A 16,400-nucleotide genomic window follows, 5' to 3' on the forward strand; every position below is an offset into this window, starting at 1 on the left:
GCGGCCGGCCAGCAGCCCAGAGGGCCAAGTCAATATTAGATTAAGGACTGGCTGGGTCGCTAATCCAACCGGGGCCGCCAAGCCCCTTGAACATGGCTCGATCAGGCTGGTTTCTACTGTAATGGGGCTGAAAAGCCCCCCTGTTTTTTCGCGCGCGGTTTCCGGGCTCTGTCAAAACGGACGAGTTTTGCGGGGGTTTTTCGCCTCTCGCCGACAGGTTGCCAAGGGGCGTTTTTCATCATTCCTGTTCAGAGACTTGCTCGTTGCATTTATCCTGGTTTGAGGACCAGCAAAACTCGTCCGTTTTGACAGAACCTCGACGAAGAGGGCGTGGCGGGATGGGATACGATTCGGGATGGGACGCGATCCGGCTCGCGGACGGGTAGCGCTCCCTTGCAGCGCAGAGTCGGTCGTTCCCTTCGAAGGCCGCGCGGATGCGGGAGCGTCTCTCGCCGTTCGCACGGGGCCTAGTCGGCGGGATGGAAGTCCTCGGCCATTTCGCGTGCGGCGGTCACATCGTCTGTGACCAGACCGTCTATGCCGTAGCTGAGCAAACGCGCCATGTTGGCGGGGTCGTTCACGGTCCAAGCGTAGACGATTTTCCCTTCGCGGTGCGCGTCGTCGACAAGCTGCTGCGTAACGAAGAAGTCGTCAACGCTGAAGTAGTCGACGTACGGTATGTGGGAAAGGTAGCCGTACGCCAGCGTCATATCATACATGGTGGGCATGAGCGGGTCGGCTTGCTTTACGCGTACGAGCGCGTCGTAGGAGATGCTGGCAACCGCCACGTGGTCGCGCATGCCGTAAGCGTTGATGAGGTCGACCGTCTTCCGCTCTAGGTCGGTGCCGTGACCGTCGGGTTTGACCTCGATGTTCATCTTGATTTTGCCTTTGCAGAGGGCAAGTGCTTCCTCGAGCGTGCATACGCGCTGATCGGCGAACGCGGGATCGAACCAGGATCCGTTGTCCAGATCTTTAATCTCGTTGTACGTGACTTCCCAAAAGTTCTTGTCCAGCCCCGTCGTTCGCTTGAGGTTGGCGTCGTGCATGACCATGAGCACGCCGTCGGCGGTTTGCTGCACGTCGAGCTCCACCCAATCAGCGCCTTCGTCGATAGCCTGCTGAAAGGCGGCAAGCGTGTTCTCCGGGGCGGTGCGGGCTCCTCCACGATGCGCGGTGATCTCTACGCGGGCGGGCGGTTCCTGCGAAGGCTCGAACAGGCCGTGGGAAGTTATGTACGAAGTCGAGGATGCAAACGCGATCAGGACGAGCGCTGCTGCCGTTGCCCTCTTGGCAAACGGCGTGCGCCCGGTTGGGCCCGATGGCTCGAAGCGGTAGTCGACGGGGAGGTTCTTTTTGTCGGTGAGTTCGTAGAATGTGCAGCTCAGCGCAGCGTAGCTGAACGGGGTGAGCAGGCATTGCGTGATTATCAAGAACCCGAGCGAAATGACGGCAAGCCCTATCGAGGCAACCGGGGAGGCGTCTCCCTCGATTAGCACCGTTAGCGTGAATATCCCAATGAGCGCTACCGCCGCCGCTTCTGCGGCGAACAGGCCGACAAGCGCCAAGATGCGGCGAGCCAGCATCCAGCGAGCGCCGTGCAGCAGGCGCTTGCTCGAAACGCGCGCCTGCATCCAGTCCTCGTTGCGCAGCGTGAAGAAGTGCACGCCGAACGCAAGGAAGAAAGCGTGGATGTACAGGGCAACGAACAACGCGATCAACGCGCAGGAAAGCACGTTGTTTTCCCAGATGAAGTCCATGATGAATTCGGGAGGCCTGAAATCGGTCAAGACCGACGAGGTCACGGCCAGGTTCGTGAGCGGAACAAGCAGCAGCACGAAGGGGATCAGCAGCCAGTTGCGTGGATGGACGATGCGCACGGCTTGCTCGAACGTGCGGTTCGCCAGCTCGCGCACCCCAATCTTTCGCCGCATCCTTCCGGCCTGCATCAGCAGCACGAGCGCGCACATTTCGAACAGCGATCCCAGGCTTAGCAAGAGTATGGCGAACAAGGCGCACGGCCAGGTTACGGGGCTGCCAAGGAATGTCGCCAGATTCGCGTCGCACAGGTAGGAAAGGCCGGCGGCGTACAGCGCGAAGTCTATGAGCCCTAAACTGAGCGGCACGAACAAAATGGCGAATGCAATCTGGAATCCTGCTTCGAACAGGAAAACGGTTCGCAGGTTGTACGCGAACAGCCTCCAGGTGCTGCGAATGAAGTTCATGAGTCTCCTTGGAAAGCGGCGAGATCGCCGTACGCTTTAGCTCCTTGTTGGACTCATGATACCAGGTTGGTTGCGGGGACGCCTTGAGGGAGCGGGCGACGGACGGGGTGTGGGCAAAGGCTTCGAAGCGCATCGCCGCCCGCGCGAGCAAGCCGTTTGCGGCAGTGGAGGAGCGGACGCCAAGGGCGACGGCAACGGTTTCGTAAACTGTAATCAACAAAGTATCAATTGGGCGTACACTAAGGTCGTCCATCGGACCCTCTTGGAAACCTCTCGAAAGAAGGCGCTCATGAGCATCTACGATTTCACCGTGAAAGACCAGCAGGGCAACGCCGTTTCGCTTGCCGATTACCGCGGACGCGTCCTGCTTATTGTGAACACCGCCACCGAATGCGGCTTTACGCCGACGTATGCCCAGCTCGAAGAACTGTATCGCGTCCTGCGCGAGCGCGGGCTGGACGTTTTGGACTTTCCGTGCGACCAGTTCGGCCATCAGGCTCCGGGAACGAATGAGGAGATCGCGGCGTTTTGCACCTCCCGCTTCGGCGTGACGTTTCCTCAGTTCGCGAAGATCGAGGTCAACGGCGAAGGAGCTGACCCGCTGTTCGCGTACCTGCAAGAGCAAAAGGGCTTCGAGGGGTTCGACCAGGGCCATGAGCTGACGCCTGTTCTGGAGGACCTGCTGGCAAAGGCCGATCCCGGATACGCCCAGAAGCCCTCCATCAAGTGGAACTTCACCAAGTTCCTGGTCGATCGCGACGGGAACGTCGTTCGCCGCTTCGAGCCCACGGCAAGCATTCCCGATGCGGTCGCGCCCGCCGTGGAAGAGCTGCTGTAGTCGGTTGCGGGCCAAGTTGCTTTCCGACTGGGGTGCCGAGCAACGCTTGGGCACCCCGTTTTGCACCTGCGCGCCTTTACGCCTCCAGTTTGAGGTCGCCGTCCTTGATGAGCCCCGCTTTTCTCATGCCGGTGCATATTCCCCAGCTGAGAAGGGCGGGCAGGATGAAGCAGATCAGCGCTAGCCCCAGCCAGTCGAGGGGCCCGGCTGCCGGTGCGCCCGCCATGGCGTCTGCAACCCATCCCGCGTACACGCCGATGGGGCCTACCAGCCCGCACGTTCCCATGCCCGATGCGATTGCGCTGCCGTTTTGCTGGAGTTGAAAGACGCAGGTGGCGATGGGGCCGGTAATGGCCGATGCCAGAATGGGCGGCAGCCAGATGATCGGCTTGCGCACGATGTTGCCCATTTGCAGCATAGACGTGCCCAGGCCTTGCGACACCAATCCGCCCCAGCTGTTCTCTTTGAAGCTCATGACGGCGAACCCCACCATCTGGGCGCAGCATCCAGCTACGGCCGCGCCGCCTGCCAGCCCCGTCAAGCTGAGGGCGGCGCAGATGGCGGCCGACGAGATGGGCAGCGTCAAGGCGATGCCGATGACCACCGACACGATGACGCCCATGAAGAACGGCTGCAACTCGGTTGCCCACATGATGAACCCGCCCACGGACGACGCCAGGGCGCCGATGGCCGGGGCGACGGCGATCGACAGCCCGCAGCCCGCCAGGATGGTGACGGCGGGCGTTGCCAGGATGTCGACCTTCGTCTCCTTCGACACGGCCTTGCCGCACTCCGATGCCACGATGGCAACCACCAGCACGGCCAGCGGTCCGCCCGCGCCGCCCGCAGCGTTCGCGGCGTAGCCCACGGCGGCAAGCGAGAACAGAACGAGCGGCGGCGTTTTCAGGGCGTACCCGATGGCGATGGCCATGGCGGGCCCGGCAACGCTTTTGGCGAAGCTGCCTACCTCGTTGAAGAACGCGATTCCCGTAAGGTCTCCCACGGTGGCGAGGATGGTTCCGATCAAAAGCGAGGCGAACAAGCCTTGCGCCATGGCCGACAGCGCGTCGATAGCGTAGCGCTGCGGCGAGATCTCGATGTCCTTGCGCGCGAGAAAGGAAGCAAAGGCTCCTTGCGACATGATAATCCCCCTGATTGTCGAGCGGTTTCGTGGAACTGTACCCGTTCGATCTCTCAGGGGGAATGCTCGGCGGCGTTTTTTCGGCGAGGAGCGCTTACCGTGCGCGGTCGTCCAGCCATTCGATGGCGTCGCGGATAACGCGGTCGCGCTTGAACTCGTTGAATATCTCGTGGTAGAGGCCGGCGTAGATGCGCAAAGACTTGTCCGTGGCCGACACCTCCTTGTACATGTCGATGCTGTCTTGCGGGCTGACTAGGCCGTCATCGCCGCCGTGCAGCAAAAGCACCGGGTCGGAGAAATTCGCAGCGTGCTCGCGGAGCCATACGTGGCCGTCGTGCACGGCGCGCAGCAGCGCAACGGAGAACTCTTTGACGACGAACGGATCGGCCAGGTACGCTTCGCCCACGGCGGGGTCCGAGCATACGCCGTCGCCCAGCTCGTTGGGGAGGTAGGTTTGCGGGTCGAGCCCCTGCTCGACCACGCCCGCTGCCAAGCCGGCATGATCGCGGGTCCAGGCTCCCGACAGCACGTAGCCGTCCAGCTTCCCGGGGTACGTCGTTGCGTAGCTGGCTGCGCCGAACCCGCCCATGGAATGCCCGATCATGAACAGCGGCAGGTCGGGGAAGTGCGCGCGAGCCTCTTCCACGAACAGATCCGTGTCGGCCACGATCTGCTGGCGGTTGTCGTACCAGACCGCTTTGCCCATCGACCGGCCATGCCCGCGATGGTCGAAGCGCACCACGGCGTAACCGGCCGCCAGCAGCTGCTCCACCACGTAATCGTAGCGGCCGTAGTGCTCGCACAGGCCATGGACGATGACCGCGCACGCCTTCGGGTTTTCGGGCGCGTCGATGCGTCCGACCAGCAGGAATCCTTCTGCTGCCTTCTTCGTGAGTTCCTGGTGCATGGGACCTTCTCTCTATCGGGTACGACGTTGGTTCCATTGTAGCGCGTTGCGCAGGGGGAAGCGGGGCCGGCTGCGCGGCGGCGACGCTCGATGCGCAGACACGGGCGCATTGCGCATCCGCGCCTGCGTGCCGCGCGCGACCCGGCTTCCGGGCGCATCACGGGCCCGCGATGCACGCCATCCCCAACCGCCCGTGCTCCATGTGCGTTTCCTGCTCCCACGGACCCCGCGCTGTCGTTCGCGGGTTCCGCGCCGTCCGCGAGCCCTGCGAACCCCGCGGGTCCCACGCTGTCGTCCGCGAACCCCACGGACCTCGCAAGTCCTGCGTCGTCGTCCGCGAACCCCGCGAACCCCGCGTCGTCCGCGAACCCCACGGACCTCGCGAGCCCCGCGCCGTCGCCCGTTGCATCGATTCTTATTGGGGTCTTGACGGCGCGGATTCCTTCCCTATACTGAACACCTAGTGATTTGCTGTAGTATTCGGATCGGCTTTTTGCACCCGGAAGGAGGTTGGCCATGATAGCTGTTTTCTCGTACATGAACATGATGATGCCCCGCGCTCTGTCCGTGCTGATGGGCATGCGTCCGCGCATGCGCATGTCGTGCTTCGAGAATTGTCGCAACGCTATCCTTGTTTCTTAGGGTGAACGTACATACCGTGTCGCGATTCTCGGAAGCCTCAGGCTTCTTTTTTTATGCCCGAACTCGGGTCGTCCTCCTGCAAAAGAAAGGTACTTGTCATGAAATGCAAGCTTGTTGCTCTGCTCTCGATCGTTGCGAGCCTGTGCGCCGCGCTGGTCCTGTTTTCGGGCTGTTCGGCCCCTGGAACGGATGATTCCGGCGCGAAGTCGCTCAAAGTGGGCGTGGTCGCCGGTCCGTATCAGGATCTGTTTCGCGAAGCCGTCGAGCCGTCGTTGAGGGAACGGGGGTATTCCGTGAGCTACGTTGAGTTCTCGGATTACGTCCAGCCCAACAACGCCCTTGTCAACGGAGACATTTCGCTTAACGTGTTCCAACATTCCACGTATCTGAACAGCTTTGCCCAGCAGCATGGCCTTGATCTGGCCGCTCTCGCCGAAATTCCTACGGCGGCCATGGGCGTTTTCTCCAACAAGGTGGGTTCGCTCGACCAGTTGAGCGAAGGGGCGACGGTGGCCGTTCCCAATGATGACACCAACCTGTCGCGTTCGTTGCGCGTGTTGCAACAGGCTGGTCTTGTCTTTCTTGATTCGGCGGTGGACCCCGCCAAGGCGACGGTCGACGATATCGCGTCCAACCCCAAGAACATCGTTATCAAGCAGGTCAACGCCGAGATTCTGCCCACGGTGCTCGATAGCGTGGACGCAGCCGTGGTCAACGGCAACTACGCCATCGGCGCGGGCCTCGACCTTGCCGACGCGGCCTACGTAGAGCAGCTTTCCGAGGGCTATTACAACGTGATCGCGGTGCGCGGAGAGGATGCTGCCGCTCCTTTTGCCCAGGACATCGTTGCCATTGTGGGCTCGGACGCCTTCCGACGCGCCATCGAGGACCCCAGCCGCCCCTTCTCCGCCTTCAGTAGGCCGAGCGGTTACTAAGAGGATTCGTCCACGTGAGGAGCATCATGATCGAGTTGAAAAACGTGCGCGTCGAATTTCCCTCGGGGCAATCCAAGGCGCCGGCCGTTGACGGGGTGAGCCTGGCCGTGCGCGAAGGGGAGGTGCTCGGCATCGTCGGGTCGAGCGGCGCTGGGAAGTCCACCCTTGTCAGAACGATCAACCTGCTGCAAGCGCCCACCGCCGGGGAGGTGATCGTCGATGGCGTTTCCATCGTGGGGCAAAGGGGCAGGCAGCTGCGCGAAACCCGCGCGGGCATCGGCATGATCTTCCAGCACTTCAATCTGTGGAACGCGAAGACCGTCGGCCAAAACGTTGCGTTTCCGCTCAAGCAGGCCGGGTGGAGCAAGCGGCAGACGGACGAGCGCGTTGACGAGGTGCTGAGGTTCGTGAACCTGCTGGACAAGAAGGACGTCTACCCGCGCACGCTCAGTGGCGGGCAGAAGCAGCGCGTGGCGATCGCGCGGGCGCTTGCCCCCAGTTCGCGCATCCTGCTGTGCGACGAGCCTACGAGCGCGCTCGACCTGGAGACCACCGCATCGGTCCTAGACGTGCTTAGGCGCGCGAACGAGGAGCTGGGCGTCACTATGGTGGTCATCACGCACGAGCTGGACGTGGTGAAGCGCATCTGCCATCGGGTGGCGGTTATGGGCAAGGGCCGCATCGTGGAGCATGGCAACACGTTCGACGTGCTTTCGAATCCCCAGTCGGAGGTGGCGAAGGGCCTTGTCGAGCAAACGCAGCGCTTCGACCTGCCTGAAGAGGTGCTGCAGCAAAGCGGAGCGCTGTTCAAATTAACGTACGCGGGCCCTGCCGCAACCGAGCCGGTTCTGTTCGAAGCGGGGTCTTCGTTCGACGTGACGATATCGATCGTGCACGGGCGGATAGAGTACCTTGCCCAACAGCCTTACGGGATTCTGTACGTGCTGGTGAACGGCGAGCCTGCGGAAATAGAGAAAGTCGCGGCGCACTTGAGGGCGCGCGTGGAGCGTTTGGAGGTGGTGCGCCATGCTGGATAACATCGTGCGAATTGCGCCGGAGCTTGGCGTTGCGTTGGGTCAGACCGCGTTCATGTGCTCGGTTGCGCTGGCGGCCGCCGTGGTGGTCGGGGGCGCTCTGGGAATTCTTCTGTACGTCACCGGCACGCGCTTGTTCGTGAAGAACGTCTGGGTCAACAGGCTGGTGGGGGCCGTGCTGAACGTGGTGCGCTCCATTCCGTTTCTCATCCTGCTCATCTTCTTGCTTCCGCTGTCGTCTTTGATCGTGGGCACGAAGATCGGCAGCGAGGCCGTGGTGGTTCCCCTGTCCATTGCCGCGATCGCGTTTTTCGCGCGGTTGTCGGAAACCTCGTTCGCGGAGGTTGACCGGGGTATGCTGGAGGCCGCGTTCGCCGCCGGCGCCAGCAAAACCGCGGTCGTGCTGTTCGTGCTGCTGCCAGAGGCGCGTGTTCCGCTGATCAAGGGCATTACCATCACGGCCATTTCCATCCTGGGCTTTTCCGCGATGGCCGGCATCGTGGGCGGCGGGGGCCTGGGCGATCTGGCGTACCGGTACGGCTACCAGCGCTATCAGGCCGATGTCATGGTGTCGTGCATTGCGGTGCTGATCGTGCTTGTACAGGCGATACAGTTTTTGGGCGACGCGTGGGTTGCCCGAGCTCAGAAGATGCGCTAGCCTCGCGCGCAGCCTGTCGGCCGCGCTAGCGTTCGCGCGCAACCCGCCGACTTGCGTTTTGTGAGCGATGGTTGGCGGGTTGCGTTTGCCATTGGGCTCGTCATGCCCGACAATGGAGACCGGTTGAAACGCCGTTGCGCACCGAGGCGCCGGCACGACGAAAGGGGAGTTGCATGGAGCTTGCGTATGGCTGCCTGGCCTGTACGGGAGACAATCCGCTACCGTTCATCGTGGGCGGCGTGGTGGCGCTCGCGCTTGTCGTGCTGGTGGTGGCGTTCGTTCTTATGCGTCGAAAGTAGCGGGGTAGCCAGTGGAATCTTGTGCAGCCGGAACTCGCGCAGCTGGAAAGCTGGTTATATGCCCGACGCCTATCGGCAACTTGGGGGACATGCCGCAGCGTGCGCTTGCGGCCTTGCAGTCCGCCGATGCGGTATGTGCCGAAGACACGCGCGTCACGGGCAGGCTTTTGGCGGCGTATCGCATCGAGAAGCGTATCGAGCGCCTTGACGAAGCGCTCATGGGCGAGCGCGCGTCGGCCATCGTCGATCGCGTGGCGGCCGGAGAGGTGATCGCGTACTGCTCCGATGCCGGCATGCCCGGCGTGTCGGATCCCGGCTTGCGTTTGGTGCGCGCCGCGCATGAGGCCGGCGTGCCCGTGGAGGTGCTGCCCGGTCCGACTGCTGCGGCTACGGCGTACGTGGCCAGCGGCAGCACGAACCCGCGGTTCTATTTCGGCGGCTTCTTCCCGCGCAAGGATGCGGAGCGCCGCGCCACGCTGGAGTCGTTGCGTGCCCTCGACGCCGCGCTCATCTTCTACGAAAGTCCTAATCGCCTGGTCAGCGCACTTGAATCGCTTGCCGAGGCGTACCCTTACCGCGAGGGCGCCGTATGCCGCGAGTTGACGAAGCTGCACGAGGAAGTGGCGCGCGACTCCCTGCCGCGCCTGCGCGACATGTTTGCCGCTCGTGCGGAAGGCGGCGGCATCAAGGGCGAGATCGTGCTGGTGATCGATGGTCCCAGCGTGGCGGAGGGTGCTGCGGCCGAGGAAGACGCCGAGTCTGCCGCTCGGACTCGAGCGGCAGAGCTGAAGGCTGCCGGCGCGCGCAACAAGGACGTAGCTCGCACCATAGCCGACGAGTTCGGCATTGCGCGCAACGCGGCCTACGACATCGCGCTCGAGGCGTAGGGAGCCGCATGTCCCAGGGTTTTCGCGATGCGCAGCGCGGGAGCGGCGCTCTTGCACCCGCAGGTCGTTCGGCGCGCGGGCGTCGTGCGGGCGATGCTGCGGTAGAGCTTCTTGTGGACGGTCTGCCCGTACGCTTGACGCGCAAGCGCGTGAAGAACCTCAACCTGCGCATCGCGCGCACGGGCGGCTGCGTGGAGGTTTCCGCTCCGCTGCATGTGCGCGACCAGGATGTGGAGCGCTTCGTTCGGGAGAAGCGGACGTGGATCGACCAGAAGCGCGCGCAGGCTGCGTCGTCGCCTGCGGCTCGGGCGGCTCAGGCTTCGCCGGAGCAGGTTGCCGCATGGCGCGCCGTGGTGGAGGCGTGCGCTCCGGTGCTGGTGGAAGCTTGGGAGCCCATCATGGGCGTGAAGGCGGGCAAGCTGGCGTACCGGAACATGACCAGTCGCTGGGGCAGCTGCCAGCCTTCGACGGGCCGCATCTGCCTGAACGTGCGCCTGGCGCTGTATCCCCCGGAATGCCTGGAGTACGTGGTGGTTCACGAACTGTGCCATCTTTTGGAACGGGGCCACGGCCCGCGCTTCAAAGAGCTTATGGATACCTTCATGCCCGATTGGTGCGAACGGCGCGACAAGCTGCGATAAAGCCTGGTTAGAAGGCAAATTAGTTCGCATGCGATACGTTGCCGAACTGTAATGTGCACGTTTGCCGAAGGGTGAGGGCTCCCAAAGTGCCGGTGCTACCATGGCCTTATGGGACAGCAAACGGACAGAGCGAAACACCGGGCTGCGGGCGACGATGCGCTTGCCGCGCACGACGGACTGCCGCGCAGACAGCGAACCGTCGTGCTGTCCATCATGATGGCCGGCACCACTGCCGCGTGCATTTCCCAAAGCATGATGATAGCGGCGCTGCCCACCATCATGCACGAGTTCGCGGTGAACGCCGCTCTTGGTCAGCTGCTTACCACATCCTACATTTTCATGCTGGGCCTTATTTCGGCCATGACGGCTTACCTGGTGAATCGCGTTGATGCGAAGAAGCTGTTCGTTGCCGCCATGCTGTGCTTCGTGGCGGGGTGCGCTGCCGTCCTGTTCGCACCGAACTACCCGCTGCTGCTGGCGTCGCGCTTGTTGCAGGCGGGCGGTGCCGGCATCGCGTTGCCGCTCATTCAGGTGGTGGCGCTTTCGGTGTATCCGCGCAACGAGTACGGACGCGCTATGGGCCTGGTGGGCTTGATCATCGGGTTCGCGCCGGCTATCGGCCCCACCGTATCGGGCTTCCTCATAGACTTCTGGGGGTGGCGCTCGGTGTTCATCGTGTTGGGCGCCGTGACCATTGTTGTGATAGCGCTGTCGCTTCCCCTGCTGACCGATGTGATGAAGCGCGAAGGGAAGCGCGAGCGTTTCGATGTTCCCTCGGGTCTGCTCTATGCGCTTGGGTTCTGCGCCATCATGGCGGGGACTACGTTCATGGAGGCGGACGGGAGCTTGAGCGCGCCGCCCGTCCTTGCGCTTGTGAGCGGCGTGGCGGCTTTGGCGGTGTTCGCTCGAAGGCAGGCGCGCATCGATCAACCCCTTCTCAAGCTTGCGTGCTTTCGCAACCGAACCTTCGCCGTGGCTACCGGCTTGGTCATGATCGCGCAGATTGCGTTCATGGCGGGGTCGATCATGGTCCCGCTGTTCGTGCAGGATGTGCAGGGGCTGAGCGCCACGTCGTCCGGCCTGGCCATTCTTCCCGGGGCGTTGCTGCTGGGGGTGCTGAACCCCGTGACGGGCCGGTTGCTGGACCGATACGGTCCGCGCCCTTTGATCGTTGTTGGATCCGCGGTGCTGGCTGTTGGGACGCTTGCCTTCGCGGCGTGCGATGCCAGTACGCCTGAGTGGGCGGTGACCGCGCTGTTCGGCGTGCGCACCGTGGGCGTGGCGTGCCTGATGATGCCCATGACGGCGTACGCGTGCGCGTCGCTTCCTGCCGAGGACCTGGCTCAAGGAACGGCCATCATCACGTCGTTTCGGCAGATCTTCGGGCGCTTGCCTCCTCGGTACTCATTGCCATCATGGCGCAGGCGTCTTCGAACGACCTGGGCATCGATGCGTTCGGCTTCGGCGTGAGCTTCGAGGTGCAGGCGGGCGTCATCGTGGCCGGGTTCGTGGCGGGGATGCTCTTGCTTCCGCGTGGAAAAGCTCGGAAGGCGGCGTAACGTGCGGCGGCTTGCTTGTTGGTGCGGAAAAGCGGCTCGTTCGTTTTAAGCTGCTTGGGGCAGGCTTGCGCTTTGGGGCGTTGCCGCCTGCTCGCGATCGAGCAGGTAGGCTGCAATGATGTCCGCCGCCTGGTCACGCTGCTGTTCGGGGGAGATCGACGCGGAGCCGTCGCCGTCTTGCGGGCCGTAGTCGCCGAAACCTGCGTGGTTTCCACCCGCTATCTCCACGGTGGATGACTCGGAAGGCAGAAGCCCCGCGTTTTCTTCGAGTTTCGAGCGGTTGAGCACCTGGTCGTTCGAGCCGTATACGGAAACGGCTCCCAGGTTGGCGTGCGAAAGGTCGCTCGCGGAGTAGGAGGCCGCCAAAACGACGCCCTTCATGCTGGGGTCGTCTGCGTGATCGACGGCGTATTGTGCGGCCATGGATCCGCCGAGGGAGTGACCGCCCACCCACCATGAGGTGATCGCAGGGTATGCGGCGCGAACGCGGTCGGCTGCGTTGATGTCGAAGAACGCGAAGTTGAACGGCATCTGCACCACCACGGAGAAAACGCCGCGTTCGGCTAGGTCGCGCATGAGCGGGGCGTAGGCGCTGTACTCGACCTTCGCTCCCGGGTAGAACACCAAGCCGACGCTGGCGTTCGGGTCTCCGAATGCCAGGTATCCGTCGCCCTGCTCAACGGGAAGCTGCGCGGTGGACGCGAGGGTTTCGTGATGCGCGTCTGCGTCGTGGTAGTACGAGCTGGCGTACACGAGAAAGGTGCCTGCTGCCAAGCACGCTGCGACCAGCGCAATCGCTAGGGCGATTGCAAGGCGGCGAGGCCACTTCGCGCGCGGCTTGTGCGCCTTCTTGGCTTGGGGTGTTTCGTCGTTAGCTTTCATGATCGTTATGGTAGCAAAAGAAAGCGATGCAGGGTTTCTGATTTGGGGCACGCAGCTTGTATTCTTGCATGATGTCAAGTAAACTTATCGTAATGTCAAGTGTACTTGACATTACCGTTGGATCGGAACACGGTTGGGCTGGGATTATGGGTTGTGCGCGGGTTCTCCTTCGGGACTGCCGGAAAGGATTCGGTATGGACAAGCATGAGATTCTTGAGAAAAGCCGTGAGGACAATGGGCTGGTCGACGAGCGCTTCCGGTCTATGGAGCAGCGTATGCTCGTGATCGTGGGAAGTACGCTGATGCTGGGGTTGGCAATCTTGCAGGTGTGGGATCGGTCGCACGGTCTTGAAACGAACGGGATCAACGCGGTTTTCATGGCGGGGGTTGCCAGCATGGGGTTTGCGCAGTACTCCAAACTGCGCATGAAAGGGGCGCTGTTCCTGGGCGCTTTCGCTGCTGTTGCCGCCGTGATCTGGGCTGTCCAGCATGTGTTGATCACGATGTAAGGGGATCGTTCGTGATTAAGATGCCCTCGTTCGGCTTTGACGACGTTCATCGAAACGATGGCGAGTTGGAACTGAAGAACCGCCTGAAAGCGGCGCGAGCCGAAGCGGGGCTTTCTCAGTTGGAGCTTGCTCGATTGGTGGGCGTGTCGCGTCAGACCATTTCATCTATCGAGACGGGTTTGTTCAACCCAACGGCGAAGCTTGCGCTCGTGCTCTGCATTGCGCTGGATAAGAAGTTCGAAGACTTGTTCTATTTCGAGTGACGCTTTCGCTGCTGCTTTGCCGGCGACGATGCGTTTGAGCGAAACGCGTTTCGCGTCTTGGTGGACGTTGACGACCCGCCTGCTTACGAGGCGATCGCCGTGCGCTTGGCGGGCGCGTCGAACGAGAGGCTGTTGTCGTCGGTGCTTTGCATCCAAGCGATGTACGTATCGGGGAAGTGCGAGGCCAGAGCCGCGCCGAAGTCCACTCCCAGCAGCGATCCGGCTGCCGCGACGATGCGTGCGGGGTTGACCGGGCTTCCGATCGAGGTCAGCACTTCGTCCATGTTGTTCTCGAACGTATCGATCGACGCCAGCCCCGCCTTGTCGTAGGTCGGCATGATTCCCGTATTGCGCTGGAATGCCTCTCGCATGCGGTCGAACAGCGTCGAGAACTGGTCGCTGGAAACGCTTGGCAGTGCAACGGTGGTTCCGTATCGCCCGTATCCCCAGGTTGAAAGCGGAAGCTTCGGCACGATGTCGGATTCGTTCACGATGTTGAAGATGTTGTCGTACGCGGGGCTTTGCCGGTCGGACTCGCGCGTGCACCCGGGAGCTGCGAACGTGTAGGCGTAGATGCCCGAAGCGGGAGCAATCTTGTTCGATGTTTCGCCAAGGTTGTTCAGCCTTGCAGCCAGCAGATTCGCGATGGCGCCTCCGCGACTGTGACCAGTGATCAGAATGCGGGTGCGTTCTGGGCTTGCTCCTATTTCATGCGCGTAGCGGGCGAGCGCGCGCTCCACTTCGGTTTCGGCTTTTCCGAACCCGTGGTGGTCGTCGCTGTCTCCCTGTGCGTCGTGCAGGTTGAAGTTGCTGATCCATTCGATGCCGTAGCTTCCGCGCACGCCCACGAACACCAGTGTGAGGGGCGTTCCTCCTTGCGGGTCGGGAATGGTTTTGCTGGCGAAGGTGTAGGCGGCAACGTCGTGGGATCCTATGAAAAGCGCTCCCAGCTCGTCAAGGATGTTGCTGCGCAGCGCGTAGGATTCCGTGCGCACGTCGGCGAAGCCCAGGGCCCAAAGCGATTGCTCGGCGTAGGGGGCCGCTCCTTCGACATTGCTGTAGTATTGCGATTCCGAATTGCACACCGCTGCGAGCACTGCGCAAGCCGTGGCTAGATCGTGGTGGTAGGAATCGGCATCTTGAAGCAACCAAGAGTCGTTGAAGACCAAGTTCGTTGACGTCCGTCCCGCAAGGTTCGATGGATTGCTTGCCGTTACGGCCTCGCTGCAGTATTCGGCCGTGATGGTCTTGCCTGTTGCCGAGGGGGTTGGTGCAGGCGCAGACGCTTCGGCGGTCACGCGTGCCGTGGGCACAATGCCCATCGTGGCGCCCAGATAGCGAAGGGGGATCAGGAACATTCCCAAGAACATAAGACTGACGAAGATGGCCGCGGCGGTGGACGCGACGCGGCGTGCGGGCGTGGTGCGCATGGGCCTCCTGTCAATGCGAACGGCGCGGCTGCTTGCGAGAGGCTTCAGTATAGGGGCAGCCTTGCAGGCAGCCACGCGTCTTCACGCAAAGAAGACCTTTCCGGCGCACGTTGTTAACTTTCCTTAAGGTTTCGCGCGCCTCACGTGCGGTTGAAGCTAGAACGACGTCCAACCGCCGTCGGTTGCGACGACTTCGCCGGTCATGTGAGAGGCATCGTCCGAGGCCAAAAACAGGATCGAGGCGGCTTGCTCTTCGGCTTCGGCGTCTCGTTTCAGCATGGACTCGGTCTTTTGCCCGGCCATCGATGCGGCGTCGGCCGGATCCGCCCCAGCGGCTACGGCCGCCTGCTGCTTCTCCATCACGTATGCGTACGCCTCTTCGACCATGGGCGTGGCGGTTCCGGCGGGATTGACCGAGTTGACGCGCACGCCGTAGCGTGCGTAATCCAGCGCGAGGTTCTTGGTCAGGCCGTTGACGGCGTGCTTCGATGCAACGTAGGCGGGGTTGCCCGGCAAGCCGGTCATGCCGGCGATGGACGCTACGTTGACGATGGACCCGCCGCCGCCCTGCGCGATGAACTGCCGAAGCTCGTGCTTTGCGCAGAAAAACACCGTGTAGAGGTTGTTCGCCATGGTGTAGTCCATCTGCTCCTTGGTCAGCTCGTGCACGTTGTCGGGCTGGCCCATCACGCCGGCGTTGTTCACGGCGATGTCCAGACGTCCGAACGCTTCGATCGTTCTGGCCACCATAGCCTGGGCGTTCTCTTCTATGGAGAGGTCGAGGGGCAGGAACAGCGCATCGGGAGCTACGGCGCGAACCTCGGCAAGCGTTTTCTCGCCCTCGTCTTCAAGGCGGTCGACCAGCACGAGCTTCGCGCCTTCTGCGGCTGCGCGCAGAGCGGTGGCACGTCCGATGCCACGCGCGGCTCCGGTTATGATCATGACTTTTCCGTCGAAACGGCCTTCGTACGCCTGCTTTGCCATGAGATGCCTCCTTCGAGAGCGGGTTGGCGCGCTTCGCGGAAACGGCGCGAAGCGACACTTCCAGCGTACGCTTTCGGCGATTGGGTTTGAAGGGGTTTCCGCAAAAAGCGCCGCCCCATGCGTTTTCGGCTTGCGCGGTTGGCGTCTGTAGCGGTTTGCGATACGACTGCAGCGGTTTGCGCGGCGCTTGCGGCAGTTTGCGCGACGCCCGCAACGGCTTGCGTGATGCCTGCGGCGACTTGCGCGCTGTCGCTGCCAGCTTGCGCTCGCGAAATCGCGTTTGCTGGCAGGTTTTGACGGTTAGGGGTTGTTGTTTCGGGCTTGCGGAAGCAACCTAAGTGCCAAGCGTATTGACGCACCGCTTTGAACTGGGGAAACGAAAAGCAAGCCCATCAGTGCCGAGGCCATGCGTCCGTGCAGCAACCTCAAACCGTCGAAACCTGCCAAGAATCGCAAGTTTTCGAGCGCAACCCGCCGCGCGGACGCATGGGGCGCCGCAACCCCCCCTGCGGACACATGGGGCGCCGCAGCCCGCCCCGCGGACGCACGCAACAACGCAGCCGAGC

Annotated in this window: 17 protein-coding genes; 11 read left to right on the forward strand and 6 right to left on the reverse strand. The window is 62.5% G+C overall.

Annotation, left to right across the window (positions count from 1 at the left end; all coding sequences use genetic code 11):
• Positions 1 to 467: 467 nt before the first annotated feature.
• Positions 468 to 2,225, reverse strand: coding sequence for a glycerophosphodiester phosphodiesterase family protein (locus LG373_RS00005; protein WP_114566471.1), 1,758 nt, complete (start codon positions 2,223 to 2,225; stop codon positions 468 to 470).
• A gap of 289 nt (positions 2,226 to 2,514) precedes the next feature.
• Between LG373_RS00005 and LG373_RS00010 the strand changes: the two genes are divergently transcribed.
• Positions 2,515 to 3,063, forward strand: a complete 549-nt coding sequence (locus LG373_RS00010) for a glutathione peroxidase (RefSeq protein WP_114566472.1) — start codon at positions 2,515 to 2,517, stop codon at positions 3,061 to 3,063.
• Between the two features lie 76 nt (positions 3,064 to 3,139).
• Here the strand turns inward: LG373_RS00010 and LG373_RS00015 are convergent, their stop codons facing one another.
• The gene (locus tag LG373_RS00015; RefSeq protein ID WP_225748639.1) at positions 3,140 to 4,204 is read right to left on the reverse strand and encodes a PTS transporter subunit IIC; all 1,065 of its coding nucleotides are present in this window, start codon (positions 4,202 to 4,204) and stop codon (positions 3,140 to 3,142) included.
• A 94-nt stretch (positions 4,205 to 4,298) separates the two neighbouring features.
• On the reverse strand, positions 4,299 to 5,111 hold the full coding sequence (locus LG373_RS00020) for an alpha/beta hydrolase (RefSeq protein ID WP_225748640.1): 813 nt from the start codon (positions 5,109 to 5,111) through the stop codon (positions 4,299 to 4,301).
• Between the two features lie 516 nt (positions 5,112 to 5,627).
• Here LG373_RS00020 and LG373_RS12210 point away from each other — a divergent pair.
• The 8 genes from LG373_RS12210 to LG373_RS00050 all read left to right on the forward strand — a co-directional run bounded on the left by LG373_RS12210 (position 5,628) and on the right by LG373_RS00050 (position 11,677).
• On the forward strand, positions 5,628 to 5,753 hold the full coding sequence (locus LG373_RS12210) for a hypothetical protein (protein ID WP_255616260.1): 126 nt from the start codon (positions 5,628 to 5,630) through the stop codon (positions 5,751 to 5,753).
• A gap of 98 nt (positions 5,754 to 5,851) precedes the next feature.
• Positions 5,852 to 6,688 (forward strand): MetQ/NlpA family ABC transporter substrate-binding protein, encoded by an 837-nt coding sequence (locus LG373_RS00025; protein ID WP_225748641.1) that lies wholly within the window; start codon positions 5,852 to 5,854, stop codon positions 6,686 to 6,688.
• Positions 6,689 to 6,714: 26 nt separating this feature from the next.
• On the forward strand, positions 6,715 to 7,725 hold the full coding sequence (locus LG373_RS00030) for a methionine ABC transporter ATP-binding protein (protein WP_225748642.1): 1,011 nt from the start codon (positions 6,715 to 6,717) through the stop codon (positions 7,723 to 7,725).
• Positions 7,715 to 8,380 carry a methionine ABC transporter permease gene (locus LG373_RS00035; RefSeq protein WP_225748643.1) on the forward strand — a complete coding sequence of 222 codons (666 nt, stop codon included), beginning with the start codon at positions 7,715 to 7,717 and terminating at the stop codon, positions 8,378 to 8,380. Before LG373_RS00030 ends, LG373_RS00035 begins: the two co-directional genes overlap by 11 nt.
• 173 nt (positions 8,381 to 8,553) lie before the next feature.
• Positions 8,554 to 8,679, forward strand: coding sequence for a hypothetical protein (locus LG373_RS12215; RefSeq protein ID WP_255616261.1), 126 nt, complete (start codon positions 8,554 to 8,556; stop codon positions 8,677 to 8,679).
• 11 nt (positions 8,680 to 8,690) lie between these two features.
• Positions 8,691 to 9,566, forward strand: coding sequence for a 16S rRNA (cytidine(1402)-2'-O)-methyltransferase (rsmI, locus tag LG373_RS00040; protein ID WP_225748644.1), 876 nt, complete (start codon positions 8,691 to 8,693; stop codon positions 9,564 to 9,566).
• 8 nt (positions 9,567 to 9,574) lie between these two features.
• Positions 9,575 to 10,207, forward strand: coding sequence for a M48 family metallopeptidase (locus LG373_RS00045; protein WP_225748645.1), 633 nt, complete (start codon positions 9,575 to 9,577; stop codon positions 10,205 to 10,207).
• Between the two features lie 108 nt (positions 10,208 to 10,315).
• On the forward strand, positions 10,316 to 11,677 hold the full coding sequence (locus LG373_RS00050) for a DHA2 family efflux MFS transporter permease subunit (protein ID WP_225748646.1): 1,362 nt from the start codon (positions 10,316 to 10,318) through the stop codon (positions 11,675 to 11,677).
• Between the two features lie 134 nt (positions 11,678 to 11,811).
• Here the strand turns inward: LG373_RS00050 and LG373_RS00055 are convergent, their stop codons facing one another.
• Positions 11,812 to 12,648, reverse strand: a complete 837-nt coding sequence (locus LG373_RS00055; RefSeq protein ID WP_225748647.1) for an alpha/beta hydrolase — start codon at positions 12,646 to 12,648, stop codon at positions 11,812 to 11,814.
• 194 nt (positions 12,649 to 12,842) lie between these two features.
• Here LG373_RS00055 and LG373_RS00060 point away from each other — a divergent pair, with 194 nt between their 5' ends.
• Both LG373_RS00060 and LG373_RS00065 read left to right on the forward strand, forming a co-directional pair.
• A complete protein-coding gene (locus LG373_RS00060) occupies positions 12,843 to 13,157 on the forward strand; it encodes a DUF6442 family protein (RefSeq protein ID WP_216529014.1) in 315 nt (104 codons plus the stop codon).
• Positions 13,158 to 13,177: 20 nt separating this feature from the next.
• Positions 13,178 to 13,420 carry a helix-turn-helix transcriptional regulator gene (locus LG373_RS00065; RefSeq protein ID WP_225748978.1) on the forward strand — a complete coding sequence of 81 codons (243 nt, stop codon included), beginning with the start codon at positions 13,178 to 13,180 and terminating at the stop codon, positions 13,418 to 13,420.
• 83 nt (positions 13,421 to 13,503) lie between these two features.
• On the opposite strand, the gene LG373_RS00070 is transcribed toward LG373_RS00065, so the two are convergent.
• Positions 13,504 to 14,850 (reverse strand): lipase family protein, encoded by a 1,347-nt coding sequence (locus LG373_RS00070; protein WP_225748648.1) that lies wholly within the window; start codon positions 14,848 to 14,850, stop codon positions 13,504 to 13,506.
• 156 nt (positions 14,851 to 15,006) lie between these two features.
• Positions 15,007 to 15,834 (reverse strand): SDR family NAD(P)-dependent oxidoreductase, encoded by an 828-nt coding sequence (locus tag LG373_RS00075; protein WP_216529017.1) that lies wholly within the window; start codon positions 15,832 to 15,834, stop codon positions 15,007 to 15,009.
• Positions 15,835 to 16,400 lie beyond the last annotated feature (566 nt).

Source organism: Paraeggerthella sp. Marseille-Q4926 (assembly GCF_916618935.1).
GTDB lineage: Bacteria > Actinomycetota > Coriobacteriia > Coriobacteriales > Eggerthellaceae > Paraeggerthella > Paraeggerthella hominis.

What these genes read in the sequence shown, in the direction of transcription:
- LG373_RS00020 (WP_225748640.1), bottom strand. Translation starts at nt 5,111, where the DNA reads ATGCACCAGGAACTCACGAAGAAGGCAGCAGAAGGATTCCTGCTGGTC.
- LG373_RS12215 (WP_255616261.1), top strand. Translation starts at nt 8,554, where the DNA reads ATGGAGCTTGCGTATGGCTGCCTGGCCTGTACGGGAGACAATCCGCTA.
- LG373_RS00055 (WP_225748647.1), bottom strand. Translation starts at nt 12,648, where the DNA reads ATGAAAGCTAACGACGAAACACCCCAAGCCAAGAAGGCGCACAAGCCG.
- LG373_RS00045 (WP_225748645.1), top strand. Translation starts at nt 9,575, where the DNA reads ATGTCCCAGGGTTTTCGCGATGCGCAGCGCGGGAGCGGCGCTCTTGCA.
- LG373_RS00030 (WP_225748642.1), top strand. Translation starts at nt 6,715, where the DNA reads ATGATCGAGTTGAAAAACGTGCGCGTCGAATTTCCCTCGGGGCAATCC.
- LG373_RS00010 (WP_114566472.1), top strand. Translation starts at nt 2,515, where the DNA reads ATGAGCATCTACGATTTCACCGTGAAAGACCAGCAGGGCAACGCCGTT.
- LG373_RS00035 (WP_225748643.1), top strand. Translation starts at nt 7,715, where the DNA reads ATGCTGGATAACATCGTGCGAATTGCGCCGGAGCTTGGCGTTGCGTTG.
- LG373_RS00060 (WP_216529014.1), top strand. Translation starts at nt 12,843, where the DNA reads ATGGACAAGCATGAGATTCTTGAGAAAAGCCGTGAGGACAATGGGCTG.
- LG373_RS00005 (WP_114566471.1), bottom strand. Translation starts at nt 2,225, where the DNA reads ATGAACTTCATTCGCAGCACCTGGAGGCTGTTCGCGTACAACCTGCGA.
- LG373_RS00065 (WP_225748978.1), top strand. Translation starts at nt 13,178, where the DNA reads ATGCCCTCGTTCGGCTTTGACGACGTTCATCGAAACGATGGCGAGTTG.
- LG373_RS00015 (WP_225748639.1), bottom strand. Translation starts at nt 4,204, where the DNA reads ATGTCGCAAGGAGCCTTTGCTTCCTTTCTCGCGCGCAAGGACATCGAG.
- LG373_RS12210 (WP_255616260.1), top strand. Translation starts at nt 5,628, where the DNA reads ATGATAGCTGTTTTCTCGTACATGAACATGATGATGCCCCGCGCTCTG.
- LG373_RS00070 (WP_225748648.1), bottom strand. Translation starts at nt 14,850, where the DNA reads ATGCGCACCACGCCCGCACGCCGCGTCGCGTCCACCGCCGCGGCCATC.
- LG373_RS00050 (WP_225748646.1), top strand. Translation starts at nt 10,316, where the DNA reads ATGGGACAGCAAACGGACAGAGCGAAACACCGGGCTGCGGGCGACGAT.
- LG373_RS00075 (WP_216529017.1), bottom strand. Translation starts at nt 15,834, where the DNA reads ATGGCAAAGCAGGCGTACGAAGGCCGTTTCGACGGAAAAGTCATGATC.
- LG373_RS00025 (WP_225748641.1), top strand. Translation starts at nt 5,852, where the DNA reads ATGAAATGCAAGCTTGTTGCTCTGCTCTCGATCGTTGCGAGCCTGTGC.